The sequence below is a fragment of the Mycobacterium neumannii genome (assembly GCF_048452905.1).
In the GTDB taxonomy this organism is placed as follows: domain Bacteria; phylum Actinomycetota; class Actinomycetes; order Mycobacteriales; family Mycobacteriaceae; genus Mycobacterium; species Mycobacterium neumannii_B.
The window spans coordinates 454,291-471,631 of record NZ_JBCGVF010000001.1; the positions used below are offsets into that span (position 1 = coordinate 454,291).

18 protein-coding genes and 1 tRNA gene are annotated in these 17,341 nt (G+C 68.1%); 12 read left to right on the forward strand and 7 right to left on the reverse strand.

From position 1 onward, the window contains the following. Positions 1-12: 12 nt before the first annotated feature. Positions 13-369: a WhiB family transcriptional regulator gene (locus tag AAHH99_RS02165; RefSeq protein ID WP_064399335.1), complete on the reverse strand. Its 357-nt coding sequence runs from the start codon at positions 367-369 to the stop codon at positions 13-15. A gap of 295 nt (positions 370-664) precedes the next feature. On the opposite strand from AAHH99_RS02165, the gene ponA2 reads away from it, so the two are divergent. From ponA2 to AAHH99_RS02190, 5 genes are all read left to right on the forward strand, one after another. Beyond that, complete coding sequence (gene ponA2 / locus AAHH99_RS02170) at positions 665-3,118, forward strand: transglycosylase/D,D-transpeptidase PonA2 (RefSeq protein ID WP_418767192.1); 2,454 nt, start codon at positions 665-667, stop codon at positions 3,116-3,118. Positions 3,119-3,190: 72 nt separating this feature from the next. Next, positions 3,191-4,153 carry a metallophosphoesterase gene (locus AAHH99_RS02175; RefSeq protein WP_418767193.1) on the forward strand — a complete coding sequence of 321 codons (963 nt, stop codon included), beginning with the start codon at positions 3,191-3,193 and terminating at the stop codon, positions 4,151-4,153. Then, a complete protein-coding gene (locus AAHH99_RS02180) occupies positions 4,150-5,256 on the forward strand; it encodes a PLP-dependent cysteine synthase family protein (RefSeq protein ID WP_418767194.1) in 1,107 nt (368 codons plus the stop codon). Before AAHH99_RS02175 ends, AAHH99_RS02180 begins: the two co-directional genes overlap by 4 nt. Positions 5,257-5,529: 273 nt before the next feature. Continuing rightward, positions 5,530-5,603 (forward strand) — tRNA-Pro (locus AAHH99_RS02185). Positions 5,604-5,696: 93 nt separating this feature from the next. Then, complete coding sequence (locus AAHH99_RS02190) at positions 5,697-6,716, forward strand: iron-containing redox enzyme family protein (protein ID WP_418767195.1); 1,020 nt, start codon at positions 5,697-5,699, stop codon at positions 6,714-6,716. On the opposite strand, the gene AAHH99_RS02195 is transcribed toward AAHH99_RS02190, so the two are convergent. Both AAHH99_RS02195 and AAHH99_RS02200 read right to left on the reverse strand, forming a co-directional pair. Next, positions 6,696-6,950 (reverse strand): CDGSH iron-sulfur domain-containing protein, encoded by a 255-nt coding sequence (locus AAHH99_RS02195; protein WP_418767196.1) that lies wholly within the window; start codon positions 6,948-6,950, stop codon positions 6,696-6,698. The genes AAHH99_RS02190 and AAHH99_RS02195 overlap by 21 nt on opposite strands. Further along, on the reverse strand, positions 6,947-7,642 hold the full coding sequence (locus AAHH99_RS02200; RefSeq protein WP_418767197.1) for a HemK2/MTQ2 family protein methyltransferase: 696 nt from the start codon (positions 7,640-7,642) through the stop codon (positions 6,947-6,949). The genes AAHH99_RS02195 and AAHH99_RS02200 overlap by 4 nt, the downstream gene beginning before the upstream one ends. A 124-nt stretch (positions 7,643-7,766) precedes the next feature. On the opposite strand from AAHH99_RS02200, the gene AAHH99_RS02205 reads away from it, so the two are divergent. Then, positions 7,767-8,438, forward strand: coding sequence for a phosphodiesterase (locus tag AAHH99_RS02205; protein WP_418767198.1), 672 nt, complete (start codon positions 7,767-7,769; stop codon positions 8,436-8,438). Here AAHH99_RS02205 and AAHH99_RS02210 read toward each other — a convergent pair whose 3' ends face one another. The 3 genes from AAHH99_RS02210 to AAHH99_RS02220 are packed head-to-tail and all read right to left on the reverse strand — an operon-like array spanning position 8,439 to position 10,114. Continuing rightward, on the reverse strand, positions 8,439-8,600 hold the full coding sequence (locus AAHH99_RS02210; protein WP_418767199.1) for a hypothetical protein: 162 nt from the start codon (positions 8,598-8,600) through the stop codon (positions 8,439-8,441). A 13-nt stretch (positions 8,601-8,613) separates the two neighbouring features. Next, positions 8,614-9,600, reverse strand: a complete 987-nt coding sequence (locus AAHH99_RS02215) for an LLM class F420-dependent oxidoreductase (RefSeq protein ID WP_418767200.1) — start codon at positions 9,598-9,600, stop codon at positions 8,614-8,616. Positions 9,601-9,649: 49 nt separating this feature from the next. Continuing rightward, complete coding sequence (locus AAHH99_RS02220; protein WP_418767201.1) at positions 9,650-10,114, reverse strand: GatB/YqeY domain-containing protein; 465 nt, start codon at positions 10,112-10,114, stop codon at positions 9,650-9,652. Between the two features lie 82 nt (positions 10,115-10,196). Here AAHH99_RS02220 and AAHH99_RS02225 point away from each other — a divergent pair, with 82 nt between their 5' ends. The 5 genes from AAHH99_RS02225 to AAHH99_RS02245 are packed head-to-tail and all read left to right on the forward strand — an operon-like array spanning position 10,197 to position 15,456. Beyond that, a complete protein-coding gene (locus AAHH99_RS02225) occupies positions 10,197-11,375 on the forward strand; it encodes a hypothetical protein (protein ID WP_418767573.1) in 1,179 nt (392 codons plus the stop codon). Between the two features lies 1 nt (position 11,376). Next, positions 11,377-12,030, forward strand: coding sequence for a DUF4129 domain-containing protein (locus AAHH99_RS02230; RefSeq protein ID WP_418767202.1), 654 nt, complete (start codon positions 11,377-11,379; stop codon positions 12,028-12,030). Next, positions 12,027-13,175, forward strand: coding sequence for a DUF4350 domain-containing protein (locus AAHH99_RS02235; protein WP_418767203.1), 1,149 nt, complete (start codon positions 12,027-12,029; stop codon positions 13,173-13,175). The genes AAHH99_RS02230 and AAHH99_RS02235 overlap by 4 nt, the downstream gene beginning before the upstream one ends. Further along, positions 13,172-14,134 carry an AAA family ATPase gene (locus AAHH99_RS02240; protein WP_418767204.1) on the forward strand — a complete coding sequence of 321 codons (963 nt, stop codon included), beginning with the start codon at positions 13,172-13,174 and terminating at the stop codon, positions 14,132-14,134. The genes AAHH99_RS02235 and AAHH99_RS02240 overlap by 4 nt, the downstream gene beginning before the upstream one ends. Then, complete coding sequence (locus AAHH99_RS02245; RefSeq protein ID WP_418767205.1) at positions 14,134-15,456, forward strand: DUF58 domain-containing protein; 1,323 nt, start codon at positions 14,134-14,136, stop codon at positions 15,454-15,456. The genes AAHH99_RS02240 and AAHH99_RS02245 overlap by 1 nt, the downstream gene beginning before the upstream one ends. Here AAHH99_RS02245 and AAHH99_RS02250 read toward each other — a convergent pair. After that, a complete protein-coding gene (locus tag AAHH99_RS02250; protein ID WP_418767206.1) occupies positions 15,453-16,445 on the reverse strand; it encodes a stage II sporulation protein M in 993 nt (330 codons plus the stop codon). The genes AAHH99_RS02245 and AAHH99_RS02250 overlap by 4 nt on opposite strands. Before the next feature lie 28 nt (positions 16,446-16,473). Here AAHH99_RS02250 and AAHH99_RS02255 point away from each other — a divergent pair, with 28 nt between their 5' ends. After that, positions 16,474-17,337, forward strand: coding sequence for an RDD family protein (locus AAHH99_RS02255; RefSeq protein ID WP_418767207.1), 864 nt, complete (start codon positions 16,474-16,476; stop codon positions 17,335-17,337). Positions 17,338-17,341: the final 4 nt, after the last annotated feature.

Below are 17,341 nucleotides of genomic sequence, written 5' to 3' on the forward strand. Positions count from 1 at the left end.
ACGCGGGGCGGCCTAGACCGCGTTGCGGTGCTTGCGCTGGGCGTTGAAGAACTCCGCCCATGAGACGACCTCGGGATGCTGCTTGAGCAGAGCGCGGCGCTGCCGCTCGGTCATTCCACCCCAGACTCCGAACTCCACCCGGTTGTCGAGTGCGTCGGCGCCGCACTCGAGGATCACCGGACAGTGCCGGCAGATCACTGCGGCTTTGCGCTGTGCGGCCCCCCGGACGAACAGCTCATCAGGATCGGTCTGGCGGCATCGGGCTTGCGACACCCAAGCGATGCGGGCTTCGGCCTCGGCACCGTGGACGACACTGTGAGCCGACGACGTCATCGCGGTCCTGCGCGCCGCGGGTCTCGTAGCTGACACCAGAGTTCCCTCCGTTCCAACCGCCCCCCGGTCAACACCGGTACGGCGCGATCCCTGGTAGTAGAGCGCTCATGCGATCTACGCCACATTGCGAGGGGTCAGTGTGACCTGTATCGCACTGTCCGACCAAATTAGATGGTCAAAGCCGTCTTGCGCAATACGTACGCCTCCACTTTTTTGGGACGACCGTGCCGTCAGACGGCAGAATTGACGTCCACGCCGGTCGTCGCGTTTTCACAGTCCTGGGATCGCCCGCGGCGAGCCGACGTTTTGCGAGGTCGTTAGTCTGTAGGTCATGCCGGACAGTCCACCGCCGACCCCGCCTCCGCGGACGGTGACGGTGATCAAGCTTGCCTGGTGCGTTCTGCTGGCCAGCGTGGTCACCGCGGCGTTGATGTTTCCGGTCGTGGGTGGCTTCGGCCTGGTGTCCAACCGGGCCTCCGACGTGGTTGCCAACGGTTCGGCCCAACTCGTCGAGGGTGAGGTGCCGCAGGTGTCGACGATGGTCGACGCCAAGGGCAACGTGATCGCCTGGCTCTACAACCAGCGCCGCTTCGAGGTGCCTACCGACCAGATCGCCAACACGATGAAGCTGGCGATCGTCTCGATCGAGGACAAGCGGTTCGCCGAACACAACGGCGTCGACTGGCAGGGCACGCTCACCGGCCTGTCCGGCTACCTGTCCGGCAATCTGGACACCCGTGGCGGCTCGACGATCGAGCAGCAGTACGTCAAGAACTACCAACTGCTGGTGATCGCCCAGACCGACGCCGAGAAGCGCGCCGCCATCGAGACCACCCCGGCCCGCAAGCTGCGCGAGATCCGGATGGCGCTGACGTTGGACAAGACGTTCACCAAACCCGAGATCCTGACCCGCTATCTGAACCTGGTGTCGTTCGGCAACGGCGCCTTCGGTGTGCAGGACGCCGCGCAGACGTACTTCGGGGTCAACGCGTCGGAGTTGAATTGGCAGCAGGCCGCTCTGCTGGCGGGCATGGTCCAGTCGACCAGCACGCTGAACCCCTACACCAACCCCGAGGGTGCGCTGGCACGACGAAACCTGGTGCTGGACACCATGATCCAGAACATCCCCGAGGAAGCAGAGGCGTTGCGGGCCGCCAAGGAGGAGCCGCTGGGTGTCCTCCCGCAGCCCAAGGAACTGCCGCGGGGCTGTATCGCCGCCGGCGACCGCGCGTTCTTCTGCGACTACGCGCTCGAATACCTGGCGCGCGCAGGCATCAGCAAGGAACAGGTCGCCAGGGGCGGATACCTGATCAGGACCACCCTCGACCCCGACGTCCAGGGGCCTGTGAAGGCGGCGGTCAACCAGTTCGCCGCCCCTGACCTCGACGGTGTGGCCAGCGTGATGAGCGTGATCAAGCCCGGCAAGGAATCGCATCCGGTGCTGGCGATGGCCAGCAGCCGCACCTACGGGCTCAACCTCGACGCTGGCGAGACCATGCAGCCGCAGCCGTTCTCCCTGGTGGGTGACGGGGCCGGTTCGACGTTCAAGCTGTTCACCACCGCCGCGGCCTTGGAGATGGGGATGGGCATCAACGCCCAACTCGACGTGCCCGCGCAGTTCCAGGCCAAGGGCCTGGGCAGCAGCGACACCCCGGGCTGCCCGGCCGCGACGTGGTGTGTGAAGAACGCGGGCGGTTACCGCGGCACCATGAACATCACCGACGCGTTGGCCACCTCGCCCAACACGGCCTTCGCCAAGCTGATCTCGCAGGTCGGTGTGCAGCGCAGTGTCGACATGGCGGTTCGGTTGGGACTGCGCTCCTACGCGCTGCCGGGCACCGCCCGCGACTACGACCCCGACAGCAACGAGAGCCTGGCCGACTTCATCAAACGGCAGAACCTGGGCTCGTTCGTGTTGGGACCGATCGAGATCAACGCGCTCGAGTTCTCCAACGTCGGCGCGACGCTGGCCTCCGGCGGCGTGTGGTGCCCGCCGAACCCGATCGCCCAGGTCATCGACCGGAACGGGGAGGAGGTCTCGGTCACTACAGAGACCTGCGAGCAGGCGGTGCCCGAGGGCCTGGCGAACACGCTGGCCAACGCCATGAGCAAGGACGACGAAGGTGCGGGCACCGCCGCGGCGGCGGCCGGTTCGGTCGGATGGGACCTGCCGATGTCGGGCAAGACCGGCACCACCGAGGCCCACCGCTCGTCGGCCTTCCTCGGCTTCACCAACACCCTTGCCGCCGGGAACTACATCTACGACGACTCCACCGCACCCGGTGAACTGTGCTCGTTCCCGCTGCGCAAGTGCGGGTACGGCAATTTGTACGGCGGTAACGAACCGGCCAGGACGTGGTTCGCCGCGATGAAGCCGATCGCCAACAACTTCGGCGAGGTCCGGCTGCCCCCGACCGATCCGCGCTACGTCGAGGGCGGCCCCGGTTCGCGGGTACCCAGCGTTTCCGGCCTGACCGAGAGCGCTGCGCGCCAGCGTTTGCGCGACTCGGGCTTCCAGGTCGCCGACCAGGCGTCCTCGGTGAACAGCAATGCGCCACGGGGCTCCGTGGTCGGCACGACGCCGGGCGGTCAGACGGTGCCGGGGTCGATCATCACGATCCAGGTCTCCAACGGCATTCCGCCGGCCCCGCCACCGCCGCCGCCTGGCGCGATACCCGGTCTCCCGGCGCCGGTCGGCCAGACGGTGGTCGAGATTCCCGGACTGCCGCCGATCACCGTGCCGGTGCTCGGGCCCCCTCCGCCTGCGCCACCGCCTCCACCGTGATCGATGTGCAGTTGCCCACGCCCGCGCGGTCGAGAGCGCTTCGTCGGGGCCACTGGCAGTAGGCTCTGCAGCATGTCCGCCCGTTCGACGACGATCCTGAAGAACTCCGCCGCGGCGTCCGCAGGCGCGCTGGTCGCCGGCATCGGCTACGCAGCGGTGATCGAGCGCAACGCCTTCGTGGTGCGAGAAGTGACGATGCCGGTGCTGGCTCCCGGATCCTCACCGTTGAAGGTGCTGCACATCAGCGACATTCACATGCGTCCCGGCCAGCGGCGCAAGCAGGCCTGGCTGCGCGAACTGGTCGCCTTGGAACCCGATCTCGTGATCAACACCGGCGACAACCTCGCCCACCCCAAGGCCGTGCCCGCTGTGGTGCAGTCACTGTCGGAGTTGCTGTCGGTCCCGGGCCTGTTCGTGTTCGGCAGCAACGACTATTTCGGGCCGACTCCGAAGAACCCGCTCAACTACATCACCCGGCCCGGCCATCGCGTCCACGGCGAACCGCTGCCGTGGCAGGACCTGCGGGCGGCGTTCACCGAACGAGGCTGGCTGGATCTGACGCACACCCGACGCGAGTTGGAGGTGCGCGGTCAGCTGATCGCGGCCGCAGGCGTCGACGACCCGCATCTGTCGCGGGATCGCTATGAGACCGTCGCCGGCCCGGCCAGTCCCGCCGCGAACCTCACGCTCGGGCTGACCCATTCGCCGGAGCCACGGGTCCTCGACCGGTTCGCGGCCGACGGCTATCAGTTGGTGATGGCGGGCCACACCCACGGCGGCCAGTTGTGCCTTCCGTTTTACGGCGCCCTCGTCACGAACTGCGGTCTGGACCGTTCGCGGGTCAAGGGCCCGTCGCGCTGGGGTGCGCACACCCAACTGCACGTCTCGGCGGGCATCGGCACCTCGCCGTACGCCCCGCTGCGGTTCTGCTGCCGTCCCGAGGCCACGCTGCTGACACTGGTCGCGGCGCCGATCGGCGGTCAGGACGCGGACACTCGGGCGGGCACGTCCCATCCGAGCGTCTCGGTGCGGTGACCGACAAGGCCCTGACCGCAAGCCGGAGTAGCCCACGCGCGTGGGTCGACGACGCCGTCCGGTTGATCGAGGCCGACGCACGCCGCAGCGCAGACACCCACCTGTTGCGCTATCCGTTGCCGTCGGCCTGGTGTGACGGCTGCGATCTGCAGCTGTACCTGAAGGACGAGACGACCCACATCACCGGCAGCCTCAAGCACCGGCTGGCGCGGTCGCTGTTCCTCTACGCGCTGTGCAACGGGTGGGTCGACGAGAACACCACGATCATCGAGGCGTCGTCGGGGTCGACGGCGGTGTCCGAGGCGTACTTCGCGGCGCTGCTCGGCCTGCCGTTCATCGCCGTGATGCCGTCGTCGACGAGCACCAGCAAGATCGCGCTGATCGAATCTCAGGGCGGCCATTGCCATTTCGTCGCCGAGTCCAGTCAGGTGTACGCCGAGGCCGAACGGCTCGCCGAAGCCACCGGCGGGCACTACATCGATCAGTTCACAAACGCCGAGCGGGCCACCGACTGGCGCGGCAACAACAACATCGCCGAGTCGATCTTCGAGCAGATGCGCGACGAAGCGCACCCGGTGCCCGACTGGATCGTGGTGGGCGCGGGCACCGGCGGGACGAGCGCCACCATCGGCCGCTACATCCGCTATCGCCGCTATGCCACCCGACTCTGCGTGGTCGACCCGGAGAACTCGGCCTTCTTCCCCTCCTACGCGCAGGATCGCGGTGACGTCGTCACCGGTATGTCGTCGCGCATCGAAGGGATCGGCCGACCGCGGGTGGAGCCGTCGTTTCTGCCTGGCGTCGTCGACCGGATGATGGTCGTACCGGACGCCGCGTCGATCGCCGCGGCTCGGCATGCCAGCGCGGTGCTGGGCCGGCGCGTGGGGCCGTCGACCGGGACGAACCTGTGGGGGGCGTTCGGCCTGCTGGCCGAGATGAGGAGCGAGGGTCGCAGCGGATCAGTGGTGACACTGCTCGCCGACAGCGGCGACCGCTACGCGGAGACCTACTTCTGCGACGAGTGGCTGACCAGCCAGGGGTTGGACCCCTCGGAGTTCGCGTCAGTGTTGGCCGAGTTCGAACGCTCGGGGCGCTGGCCCTGATCGTCGTCACCGCCGATCAGCGGGCCGTCGGAGGTGAGGAACAGCCACACCGCGGCGAGAACGAAGAAACCCAGGTAGATGGATGCGCCTAAGCCAGTCATCTTGTCCTCGCTTCGTCGATTGCTTTCATGATGGACAACGCCACCGACAACTCGTTGCTTCCCGCGGCGTGTCGCAAATCACGACTTTCGCGCGGGTGGGTTCCTCAACGCCGTCGCCCGAAGGCGTTTGGCTTGGCGACCCGCTGGTGCGATACGCTGTCGTGGCTTCACGCGGGGTGTGGCGCAGCTTGGTAGCGCGCTTCGTTCGGGACGAAGAGGTCGTGGGTTCGAATCCCGCCACCCCGACTGCGAAAGTGCCGGCTTCGGATTCGCTGTGAGCCGGGCGACTCACTACCGAACATGCGTTTGACCGGTGCCTATGCGGGTATGGATGAGAGCGTGACTTTACCGTCGACGCGAGTCGAACCTGCCCTGCCGAAGGCCGCCGGGCCGCTGTCTGCAGCCGTCCTCGAGCTCCTGCAGCGCGGCCGTCCGTCGTTGCCGCTGCGTCCGATCGACGTGCCGATGTTCGACGCCGACCCGTACGGCCTCGACCTGCAGCTCGCGCTCTACATCTGCTACGAGCTGCACTACCGCGGCTTCGCCGACGTGAGCCCGCGCTGGGAGTGGAACCCCGCGCTGCTGCACCTGCGGGGCCGGTTCGAGGAGGCGTTCCTGGACGCGGTGCGCCAGGACGTCGGCGAGATCGCCGAATGCGAGACCGCGGAAGCCGAGATGGACAAGCTGTCGATCGACCCGGTCGACGGCGAGGGCCCCTCATACTTCCTGCGCGACAAGGGCACTTGGGAGCAGATGCTCGAATACTTCGTGCACCGCTCGGTGTATCACCTCAAAGAGGGTGACCCGCATGCGTGGACCATCCCTCGCCTTGCCGGACACTCCAAGGCGGCGTTCGTCGCGGTCGAGTTCGACGAGTTCGGCGGTGGCCGTGGCGAACACGTGCACCAGCACCTGTACGCGCAGTTGCTGGATGCGGCGGGCCTCGACTCGTCGTACCTCGGCTACCTCGACCACGTCTCCGCCGACGCACTGGCGTCGGTGAACCTGATGTCGTTGTTCGGGTTGCACCGCGAACTGCGCGGCGCGTCGATCGGGCATTTCGCGTCGACGGAGATCACGTCGTCGCCCGGCTCGCGGCGGCTGGTGGAAGCGTTGCGCCGCATGGGCGCTCCCGACGCCTGCGTGGCGTTCTACCACGAGCACGTGGTGGCCGATGCCGTCCACGAGCAGGTGGTCCGGACCGACGTCGTCGGCGACCTCGTCGCTAAGGAGCCGCATCTGGACCGCGACGTCGTGTTCGGCATGCGGGCGCTGGACGTGGTCGAGGGCCGCCTGGCCACGCACCTGATGAACTGCTGGACCGAGAACCGCTCGTCGCTACGCCGGCCGCTGAGCTGACGTGACTTTGTCGGCGGGCGCGTCACGCTTAGCGGACGCGTCGGCGCGCTTGCGACGCCGGTGACTGGTGTCGCACAACGGATAGTCCTTGCTGCGCCGGCAAGTGCACACCGCGACCATGAACCGGTCCGATTCCACGACTTGCCCGTCGGGCATCTCGATGCGCACCGGTCCCTGCACCATCAGCGGGCCGTTGGGCACCACCCTCACGGTGCGGGGTTCGCCATCGCTCATGGTTTGTCCGCCCGGATAACCAGCAGTTCCTCTTCGCGGCGGCCCGGTTCCAGGCGGCTGCACTCCTCGAGCCACAATGCCCGCGACGACAGCACCGGACCGAACGGGATCCATTGTCGAGCAACGATTTCCGCGTCGAGACCGGCGCAAGCGAGTGCGCCGAGCGTCTGTCGCGGATCAGCGAACTCCGACTGCACGAGCAGCAGGCTGCCTCCGTGGTCGAGAAGATCGGGCACCGTCGCGCACAACGGGTCGAGCACGAGCCGGCCGTCGCATCCGGCGTCCCACGCCCGAGGGGGGCCCACGTACGCCGGGAGGGGCTCGCATTCGGCGCTCGGATCATGCGGTACATACGGCGGATTGCAGACGACCAGGTCGAACGGTCCGAATTCGACTGCCCGCGCCCATGATCCGAGGTGCACATCGACGTCGACTCCGGAGGCGACCGCGTTTGCCCGCGCACATCGCACCGCGCGCTGGCAGATGTCGAAGGCGGTCACCGATGCGGCACCCTGTTCAGCGGCCCCGATTGCGACGACGCCGCTTCCGGTACACAAGTCGACCACGTGCCGGCCGCGTGCCAGCGCCATTTCGTCCATTACCTCGATGAGCAGCTGCGAATCTTCCTGCGGCGCGTAGACGCCCTCATCCGCGACCAGGGGCCCACGGACGTCGGTGTATGCGGTTGTCACAACGGCCTTTCGACAGGTTCCTCTGCTGCGCAATGCAGCATTGCCCGGAATTAATGCCCGATATCGGGGGTGTTAAAACGTGGGTGCTCGTTTCGCTGCGACGCCGCGGGGGCACACCTCTACCGTGCAAGCCTCCGATATCGCCTCGCTTCCCATCCGCTTCGGCGCCGCCTTTCGGGACCGGCGGCTGTTTCATCCCTCAGGGGTGATGGCCGAGGGGATCCTCGAACGCGTCGCACCCGATGACGAGGGGCTTCCGATGAACTCCTGCGACGTCATTGCACGCGTCTCCAAGGGTGTCGGCCTGCCCGGGGCCACTCCTGACGTCGCCGGTCTGGCATTCCGGATTCCGCCGCCGCCCGATCTGCGGGCTTGTGGCCCGTGGGACGTGCTGTTGGCGTCGACGCTCTCCGGGACGCGCGTCGGCCTAGCCCCCGTCCTGTCGTGGTCCGGGGCGACCTTCTCCAGCCTGATGCCGCTGCGGTATCACGACGCTCTGTGGTGGGTGCGCGCCCGGCTGGCCACCCGGGTCGACGCGCGGGGGCTCTCACTCGACGCCGTCGAAAAACAGATCGACGCGACCGGGCTGACGTTCAACATCGACCAGGCGCCGGTCAAAGGCGGGTTCCGCCCGCTGGCCCGGTTGACCCTTCGCCACGTCGACCCGAGCTGTGACGACATCGCGTTCGACCCGGCCCTGCACAGCGATCCCGAGGTCGAGTTGGCCCCGCGCTGGCTCGGCGACTTCCGACGTTTTGCGTACAAGCGCAGCAGGCAGGGCCGCGACGCCGAGTGATCAGGCCGTAGGCTCCCCGCCGGATTCCGCGACATCCGGGGCGTTCTCACGGGTCGCCATGCCGCCGTCGCCGCCCTCGTCCTTCGGCCCTGTGCGCTGCGCCTTGCGCTTGTCGCGCTCGTCGGCGGCGTCGTCGTCGTAGATGCCTTTCCCGGTCGGCATAATCGGTCCCTTCTTAATTCGCTGCGGTCCGCAGCTTGTCCAGCAGCGGCGCTGCCGCTTCCTTGAGGAACTGCTCTTGGCTCTCGTCGCCGATCTGCACGAGCGCGATGTCGGTGAAGCCGGCCGCCCAGTACTTGCTGACCGCTTCGACGATCGCATCGAGATCGGGCCCGCAGGGGATGGACTCGGCCACGTCCTCCGGGCGCACGTATTGCGTCGCACCGTCGAAGCCGGCGGTCGTCGGAAGGTCGGAGTTGACGGCCCACCCGCCGCTGAACCACCTGAATTGGTCGTGCGCCCGGCGCACCGCGGCGTCCTTGTCGGTGTCCCAGCAGACGGGGATCTGCCCGACGACGCGTACGTCACCGGGCAGGCCGGTGGCGCGCCTGGCATCGTGCCACGCATCGACGAGATCCTTGTTCGGTTCGACCGCGATCAAATGATCGGACAGTGGCGCGAACGTCTCGACCGACCGCTCACCCGAGACCGCCGTGGCGATCTGGACGGGTGTGTCAGGCAGGTCCCACAGGCGCGCGGAGTCGACCTCGAAGTACTCGCCCTTCCAGTCGACGAGGTCACCGGTGAACAGCTCGCGGATGATCTGGATCGCTTCGCGCAGCATCTCCTGGCGGCGCGCCACCGTCGGCCAGCGCTTGCCGACGACGTGCTCGTTGAGGTTCTCACCGCTGCCCAGCCCCAGCGTGAAACGGCCGTCGGCGAGGATCTGCAGCGTCGCGGCCTTCTGCGCGACGACCGCCGGGTGGTAGCGCATCGTGGGGCAGGTGACGTAGGTGAACAGCTCGACACGCTCGGTGGCGTGGGCGACCGCGCCCAGCACCGACCAGGCGTACGGCGCATGTCCCTGTGCTGACAGCCACGGGAAGTAGTGGTCGGAGGACACCTCAAAGTCGAAGCCCGCCTGTTCGGCCGAAACCGCGTAGCGGACAAGTTCTTTTGGCCCGCTCTGCTCTGTAAACAGGGTGTATCCGAACCGCGTCATGGGTCTGGGGTACCCGAGCCCCAGCCGGCGAAAACGAGTGCCTCGCTGGCTACAGCCTGGCCTTCACCGCCGCCGAGAGCCGCGCACCGTCGGCCTTATCGCCCGCGATGGCGGTCGCGGCCTTCATCACCAGCCCCATCTGCTTGATGCCGGGCCGCTCACCGATCTCCTCGGCGACCTGTGCGATCGCGGTGTCGGCGACGTCGGCCAGTTCGGCCTCGGTCAACGGCGTCGGCAGGTACTCGTCGATGACCTGCGCTTCGGCGTGTTCGTTGGCCGCGAGCTCACCGCGCCCGTTCTGCGTGTAGATCTGGGCCGACTCACCACGTTTCTTGGATTCCCTGGCAAGCACCTTGAGCACCTCGGCGTCGGACAGCTCGCGCGACTGTTTGCCTGCGACCTCTTCTGTGGTGATGGCTGCGAGCAGCATCCGCAGCGTCGCGGTGCGCAGCTTGTCCTGCGATTTCATCGCCGCCGTCAGGTCGTTTCGCAACCGTTCCTTGAGTTCGCCCATGAGCCAAAGCTACGCCGCGCTCGACCAGCACGACCGCACGACAGCGTTGTCAATTCGCACCGTCCTCGACAGGATGGTGGCCATGAGCACCGACGCCGGCGGGTCCGGTTTTGCAGGCCCACCGCCACCGGGCTATCCACCTGCGGGCTATCCGCCACCGGGCTATCCACCTCCGGGTTATCCGCCGCCCGGTTATGCGCCACCTCCGGGGTACGGCCCGCCGGGTTACGGCCCCGGCTATGGCCAACCGGGTTACGGGCCGCCCCCGGGTTACGGGCCGCCCGCACTCAAGCCGGGTGTCATCCCCCTTCGCCCACTGACCCTGTCGGACATCTTCAACGGTGCGGTCGCTTACATCCGGGCGAATCCGAAAGCGACGCTGGGCTTGACGACCATCGTGGTGGTCGCCACCCAGCTGATTGCGCTGATCCTGTCCGTCGGCCCGCTCGCCGTCGGCGGGCAACTGGTCCCCACGCTCAGCGGTGAGGAGGAGGTGTCGGCGGGCGTACTGGTGAGCACCATGCTGTCGAGCCTCGCCGGATCGGTCGCGACCGGGTTGGCCGCGATCCTGCTGAGTGGTCTGCTCACCGTCGTCGTGGGCAGGGCCGTCTTCGGCTCACCGATCACCATCGGGCAAGCGTGGCAACGGCTTCGGGGCCGGCTCTGGGCGCTGATCGGCTTCTCCGTTCTGGAGGTCCTCGGCGCGATGCTGTTGATCGCCGCAGTGGTCGGCATCGTCTTCGGAATCGGGGCCGCTGCGGGTGGCGCGGCCGCGGTGCTCATCGGAATCCCTTTGGTACTGGCGTTGATTGGGGCGTTGGTGTACCTGGGGACGATGCTCACGTTCACTCCGGTCATCATCGTTCTCGAGCGGCTCGGCATCGTCGAGGCGGTCAAGCGGTCGTTCGCCTTGATCAAACGAGACTTCTGGCGGGTGTTGGGGATTCGCCTGCTCGCCGTGATCGTCGCGCAACTCGTCGCCGGGGCTGTCGCGTTCCCGTTCAGCCTCGGCGGACAGATAATCCTGATGGCGGCCACGACCACGACGGCCGCGCTGTTCGCCTTGGTCCTGGTGTCCGTCGGAGGCGCGATCGGCCAGATCATCACCGCACCTTTCAGCGCGGGTGTGGTGGCGCTGCAGTACACCGATGGCCGCATCCGCAGAGAGGCCTTCGATCTGGTGTTGCAGACCGGCGCCGGGTACGGTCCCACCGCCCCGTCCGACTCCACCGACCACCTGTGGCTGACCCGCCAGAACTGACGTGCCGACGATAGACATCGACAGCGATGCCGCGCACGAGGCGGCGCAGCGCGAGCTGGCAAAACCGATCTACCCCAAGCCTTCCCTGACCGACCGGATCAGCGAATGGGTCGACGACCTGATCTACCGGCTGGCCGCGGAGGGCTCATCGATACCGGGCGGCTGGGTGACGATCACCGTCCTGCTGATCCTGGTGGCCGTCGGGGTGGTTCTGGCGATCCGGATCGGGCGACGGGCCATGCGAACGGGCCGCGGGCACGCCGAGGCGTTGTTCGGCGAGCACGATATGACGGCAGCACAGCATCGGGCGACCGCCGAACAGTGCGCAACGGCAGCGGACTGGGCCGCGGCGATCCGGCACCGGCTGCGGGCCGTCGCCCGACAATTGGAGGAGATCGGTGTGCTCGACCCGGTCCCCGGCCGCACCGCCACCGAGCTCGCTCGTGACGCGGGCCGCAGGCTTCCGCATCTGGGCGACGAACTATCCACCGCGGCATCGGTATTCAATGACGTCACCTATGGCGAGATGCCGGGCACCGAGAAGGCTTATCGGCTGGTCGCCGATCTCGACGACCATGTGAGGTCGCGGGCTTCGGTGGCAGCCTCGACCACTGTCACCCCCGCCGCGTCTGACGGGTGGGCCGAGATCCGATGACCACCGACACCGCCGTGGAGCCGACGCTGCGCACACGATGGCGCGGAGCGCGCTGGATCGTGCTGGGGTTGGCCGTCATCGTCGCATTCGCCGTTCTCAGCGCCTATCTGACCGCACCTCGTCCCGGGGGATGGATGGACCCGAACTCCACCGGGCCGGACGGGGCGCGGGCCGTGATGACGTTGCTGGCCGAAAACGGGGTCGACGTCGTCGAAGCGCCCGACGCGGCCGCGGTGGAGGCGGCTGCGCGGCCCGACACCCTGCTGGTCGTGGTACAGACCTATCACCTCGTCGACCAGGGAGTGCTCCAGCGTCTTGCGGCTCTACCGGGTGATCGCCTGCTGGTGCAGCCCAATTCACGCACTCGCGAGGCACTGGCGCCCGAGGTGAAGCTGAGCGGAGCCACCACGTTCGGCGGCGGCGAGCGCCCTGACTGCGACCTTCGTGAGGCCACCCGCGCCGGGGCCGTGCAGTTCAGCGTGAGCGACGCCTACGAGGCCGCCGGCGAGGGCATTGACCTGACGCGCTGTTACGAAGGCGCGCTGGTCCGCTACACCGCCGACGGCCGGGACATCACGCTGGTCGGCGATTCCGGGTTCATGACGAACCGCGGCCTGCCCAAGGCGGGCAACGCGGCACTCGCGATGAACCTCGCAGGCACAAATCCGCGGATGATCTGGTATGCGCCACAGTTCACCGAGGGCGAATCCGACGGCGCTGCAAGCCTGTTCGACCTCGCACCCGAACACGTGGGCTGGATCCTGTGGCAACTGGTCGCAGTGGTAGTGCTGCTCGCGCTCTGGAAGGGCCGCCGCATCGGTCCGCTGGTCGCCGAACGCCTGCCCGTGGTCGTGCGAGCCTCCGAGACCGTGGAGGGGCGCGGCCGCCTCTACCGCTCGCGTCGTGCCCGCGACAGTGCGGCAGACGCGTTGCGCACGGCCGCGCTGCAGCGCATGCAGCCCCGCCTCGGCCTTGGCATCAATCCCGATCCGGCCGCGGTGGTCCAAGCGGTGGCCGCACACAGCGGTGTCCATCCCCAGGCGGTCGCGCACACCTTGTTCGGCACGCCGCCCGGCGACGACGTCGAACTGGTCAACCTCGCACGCGAACTCGACAACATCGAAAGGCAGGCCGCACGCTCGTGACTCAGTCAGGCGGAAACGATTCCGCGCGAACCGCATTGCTGGCGCTGCGCGCCGAGATAGCCAAGGCGGTCGTCGGACAGGACGCCGTCGTCAGCGGACTGGTGATCGCGCTGCTGTGCCGCGGTCACGTTCTCCTCGAGGGGGTTCCCGGTGTGGCCAAGACGCTGCTGGTGCGCACACTGGCCTCGGCGCTGCAGCTGGACTTCAAACGCCTGCAGTTCACGCCCGATCTGATGCCCGGTGATGTCACCGGCTCACTGGTCTACGACGCGCGCACCGCGGAGTTCGAGTTCCGGTCCGGTCCCGTGTTCACCAACCTGCTGCTGGCCGACGAGATCAACCGGACACCACCCAAGACGCAGGCCGCGCTGCTGGAGGCCATGGAAGAACGCCAAGTCAGCGTGGAGGGCGAAGCCCGTCCCCTGCCGGATCCGTTCATCGTTGCCGCCACCCAGAACCCGATCGAGTACGAGGGCACCTACCAACTGCCCGAGGCACAGCTGGACCGCTTCCTGCTCAAGCTCAACGTGCCGCTGCCGACGCGCGAGCAGGAGGTCGCGATCCTGAATCGACACGCGCACGGCTTCGACCCTAGGGACCTGTCCCACGTTCGGCCCGTCGCCGGAGCGGTGGAGCTGGCGGCTGGGCGGGCCGCCGTGCGCGAAGTGCTGGTCGCCGACGAGGTGCTCGGCTACATCGTCGACATCTGCACCGCGACAAGGCATTCTCCGTCGCTGCAGTTGGGGGTGTCACCGCGCGGGGCGACCGCTCTGTTGGCGACGGCCAGGTCGTGGGCGTGGCTGTCGGGTCGCAACTACGTCACCCCCGACGACGTGAAGGCGATGGCCCGTTCCACCCTGCGTCACCGCATCCAACTGCGGCCGGAAGCGGAGTTGGAGGGCGTCACACCCGACGGCGTGCTCGACGGGACCCTCGCGGCAGTACCGGTGCCGCGCTAGTGATCCTCACCGGACGCTCCGCGCTGGTCGCACTGGTGTGCGTCCTGCCGATCGCGGTCTCTCCCCGGCCCGCGTCCACGTTCGCCATCCTGCTCGGTGCGCTCGTCGTACTGATCGCGTTCGACGCCGCGCTGGCGGGCGACACCCGCCGCGTGCGGTTCACCCGGTCCGGCGACACCACCGCCCGGCTTGGCCAAGACGTCACGGCCGTTCTGCACACCCATAACTCCGGCAGACGGCGCATCAAGGGCGTCGTGCGCGACGCGTGGCCGCCGAGCGCGCGGGCCCACCCCCGTCTCTATCCGGTGAACCTGGCTGCGGGTCAACAACTTCGATTCGAAACGACGCTGCGGCCGGTGCGCCGAGGCGACCAGGAATCGTCGTTGGTCACGGTCCGCGCGACCGGGCCGCTCGGGCTGGCCGGACGGCAGAGCTCGCACCGGGCGCTGTGGCGGATCCGGATTCTGCCGCCGTTCCTGTCGCGCAAGCACCTACCCTCACGGCTGGCCAAACTCCGTGAGCTGGAAGGCAATACACCGGTCCTGATTCGCGGGCAGGGCACCGAGTTCGACTCGCTGCGCGAATACGTGATCGGCGACGACGTCAGGTCGATCGACTGGCGCGCCTCCGCCCGCCGCGCCGACGTGGTGGTCAGAACGTGGCGCCCGGAACGGGACCAGCGCGTGGTGATCGTGCTCGACACCTCTCGCACGTCGGCGGGCCGCGTCGGCGTCGATCCCACCTCGAACGATCCGTCGGGGTGGCCGCGGCTGGACTGGTCGATGGACGCCGCGCTGCTGCTGGCCGCGCTGGCCTCGCGGGCAGGCGACCACGTCGACTTCCTGGCCCACGACCGGGTCACCAGGGCCGCGGTGTTCAACGCCTCGCGTACCGAGCTGCTCGCTCAGCTGGTCGCGGCGATGGCCCCGATCGAGCCGGCGCTGATCGAATCCGATGCGGGCGCGATGGTCGCCGCAGTGCTGCGCCGCGTCCGCAGGCACGCGCTGGTGGTGCTGCTGACCGACCTCAACGCGTCAGCGCTCGACGAGGGCCTGATGACCGTACTGCCGCAGCTGACGGCCAAGCACGCGGTGCTCGTCGCCGCGGTGGCCGACCCCCGGGTCGAGGCGCTTGCCGCAGGCCGCGCCGACGCCCCGCAGGTGTATGACGCCGCAGCGGCCGAACGGGCGCGCAACGAGCGGCGTGCCATCGCGTCTCGGCTGCGACGCCGTGGCGTCGATGTGGTCGACGCCGCACCCGAGGAGCTGGCGCCCGCCTTGGCCGACCATTACCTGGCTCTGAAGGCCACCGGCCGGCTCTAGCCCACCGGGACGACGTCGGGAGCGTCCTCGACGTCTCCGGTCTCACCGGCCCGCTCGGCCTTGCGCCCGAAGTAGAAGATGTAGGCCAGGAAAGCGATCTCGGCGGCCACGCCGATGGCGATGCGCGCGGCCGTGGGCAACGGCGACGGCGTTACGAGTGCCTCGATGAGGCCCGAGATCAGCAGGACCGCCACCAGCCCGCCTGCCACCGCGCCGATCGCACGCCCCTGCTCGGCGAGCACCTGTCCGCGCGGCCGGTTACCCGGTGAGATCACATTCCAGCCCAGCCGCATACCCGCCCCGGCAGCCAGGAACACCGCGGTCAGTTCGAGCAGTCCGTGCGGCGTGATCAGGCCGAGGAAGATGTCGCCTTTGCCCGCACCGAACATCAGTCCCGCCGCCACACCGAGGTTGGCGGCGTTCTGGAACACCACGTAGGGAATCGGAATGCCGAGCAGGATCGCAAAACCCAGGCATTGCAACGCAATCCACGCGTTGTTCACCCAAACCTGCAATGCGAACGAGCCTGCCGGGTGCTCGCTGTAATACGCCGCGAAGTCGTTGTTGACCATCTGGTCGATCTCGTCTGCCGTTCCGATCATGGCCCGCACTTCGGGACTGCCCGAAACCCACACCGCGATCAGGGCGGCCACCGCGAAGAACGCGAAGGCCGTGCTGAGCCACCACCACCGCGACCGATAGGCGACGACGGGAAACGACACGGTCCAGAACCGCAGGAACTCACGCCACAGCGGGGCGTGGGCGCCCGTCACCGCGGCCCGCGCCTGCGCGACTAGCCCCGAAAGCCGGCCGACGATCACCGGGTCCGCATTCGCGGTGCGCACGATCGACAGATGCGTCGACACGCGCTGGTAGAGATCGACCAGCTCGTCGACCTCGGGACCGGTGAGCTCTCGACGCCGCTTGATCAGGCGCTCGAGCCGGTCCCATGTCGGACGGTGCGCGAGCACGAACGCGTCGACATCCACGCGGTGAATCCTAGTAGCGTTGACGCTTATGGTCTGGCAGCAGGAACCCGTCGTAACCGGCGACGCGGTGGTCCTCGACGTCCAGATCGCCCAGCTCCCGGTGCGTGCCGTCGCCGCACTGATCGACATCACCGTGGTGTTCCTGCTCTACCTGATCGGCATCCTGCTCTTCAGCCTGACACTGACCCAGTTGGACCCCGCGCTGTCGGCGGCCGTGCTGATCATCTTCACCGTGCTCGCCCTGCTCGGATATCCGCTCGTGTTCGAGACCGCGACCCGGGGGCGTTCGCTGGGCAAGATGGCGATGGGCCTTCGAGTGGTGTCCGAAGACGGCGGTCCAGAACGGTTCCGCCAGGCGTTCTTCCGCGCGCTGTCCGGCGTGATCGAGATCTGGATGCTGGCCGGTGGTCCGGCGGTGATCAGCAGCCTGTTGTCGGCCAAAGGAAAGCGGCTCGGTGATATCTTCGCGGGCACCATCGTCATCAGTGAGCGCGCACCGCGGATGTCGCCTCCCCCGCCGATGCCGCCGCAGTTGGCGTGGTGGGCATCGTCGTTGCAGCTTTCCGGGTTGCAGTCGGAACAGGCCGAGCTGGCGCGCCAGTTCCTCGGCCGCGCAGCGCAATTGCATCCGACGGTGCGAGACCAGATGGCGTATCGCATCGCCGCAGGCGTCGTCGCACAGATCTCCCCGCCCCCGCCTCCGGGGACACCGCCGCACCTGGTGCTCGCCGCGGTACTGGCCGAACGTCACCGCCGCGAGCTGGCTCGCCTGCAGGTGATGCCTGCGCCGCCGCCATGGCCGGGACCCCCACCGTCGCCGGGCGGGTATTCATCACCGCCTCAGCGGTATTCGGCGCCATCCGACCCCGGCGGCTTCGCACCACCGGGCTGAGGGA

What these genes read in the sequence shown, in the direction of transcription:
- AAHH99_RS02210 (WP_418767199.1), bottom strand. Translation starts at nt 8,600, where the DNA reads ATGCCGACCGGGAAAGGCATCTACGACGACGACGCCGCCGACGAGCGC.
- AAHH99_RS02215 (WP_418767200.1), bottom strand. Translation starts at nt 9,600, where the DNA reads ATGACGCGGTTCGGATACACCCTGTTTACAGAGCAGAGCGGGCCAAAA.
- AAHH99_RS02225 (WP_418767573.1), top strand. Translation starts at nt 10,197, where the DNA reads ATGAGCACCGACGCCGGCGGGTCCGGTTTTGCAGGCCCACCGCCACCG.
- AAHH99_RS02175 (WP_418767193.1), top strand. Translation starts at nt 3,191, where the DNA reads ATGTCCGCCCGTTCGACGACGATCCTGAAGAACTCCGCCGCGGCGTCC.
- AAHH99_RS02195 (WP_418767196.1), bottom strand. Translation starts at nt 6,950, where the DNA reads ATGAGCGATGGCGAACCCCGCACCGTGAGGGTGGTGCCCAACGGCCCG.
- AAHH99_RS02235 (WP_418767203.1), top strand. Translation starts at nt 12,027, where the DNA reads ATGACCACCGACACCGCCGTGGAGCCGACGCTGCGCACACGATGGCGC.
- ponA2 (WP_418767192.1), top strand. Translation starts at nt 665, where the DNA reads ATGCCGGACAGTCCACCGCCGACCCCGCCTCCGCGGACGGTGACGGTG.
- AAHH99_RS02220 (WP_418767201.1), bottom strand. Translation starts at nt 10,114, where the DNA reads ATGGGCGAACTCAAGGAACGGTTGCGAAACGACCTGACGGCGGCGATG.
- AAHH99_RS02255 (WP_418767207.1), top strand. Translation starts at nt 16,474, where the DNA reads ATGGTCTGGCAGCAGGAACCCGTCGTAACCGGCGACGCGGTGGTCCTC.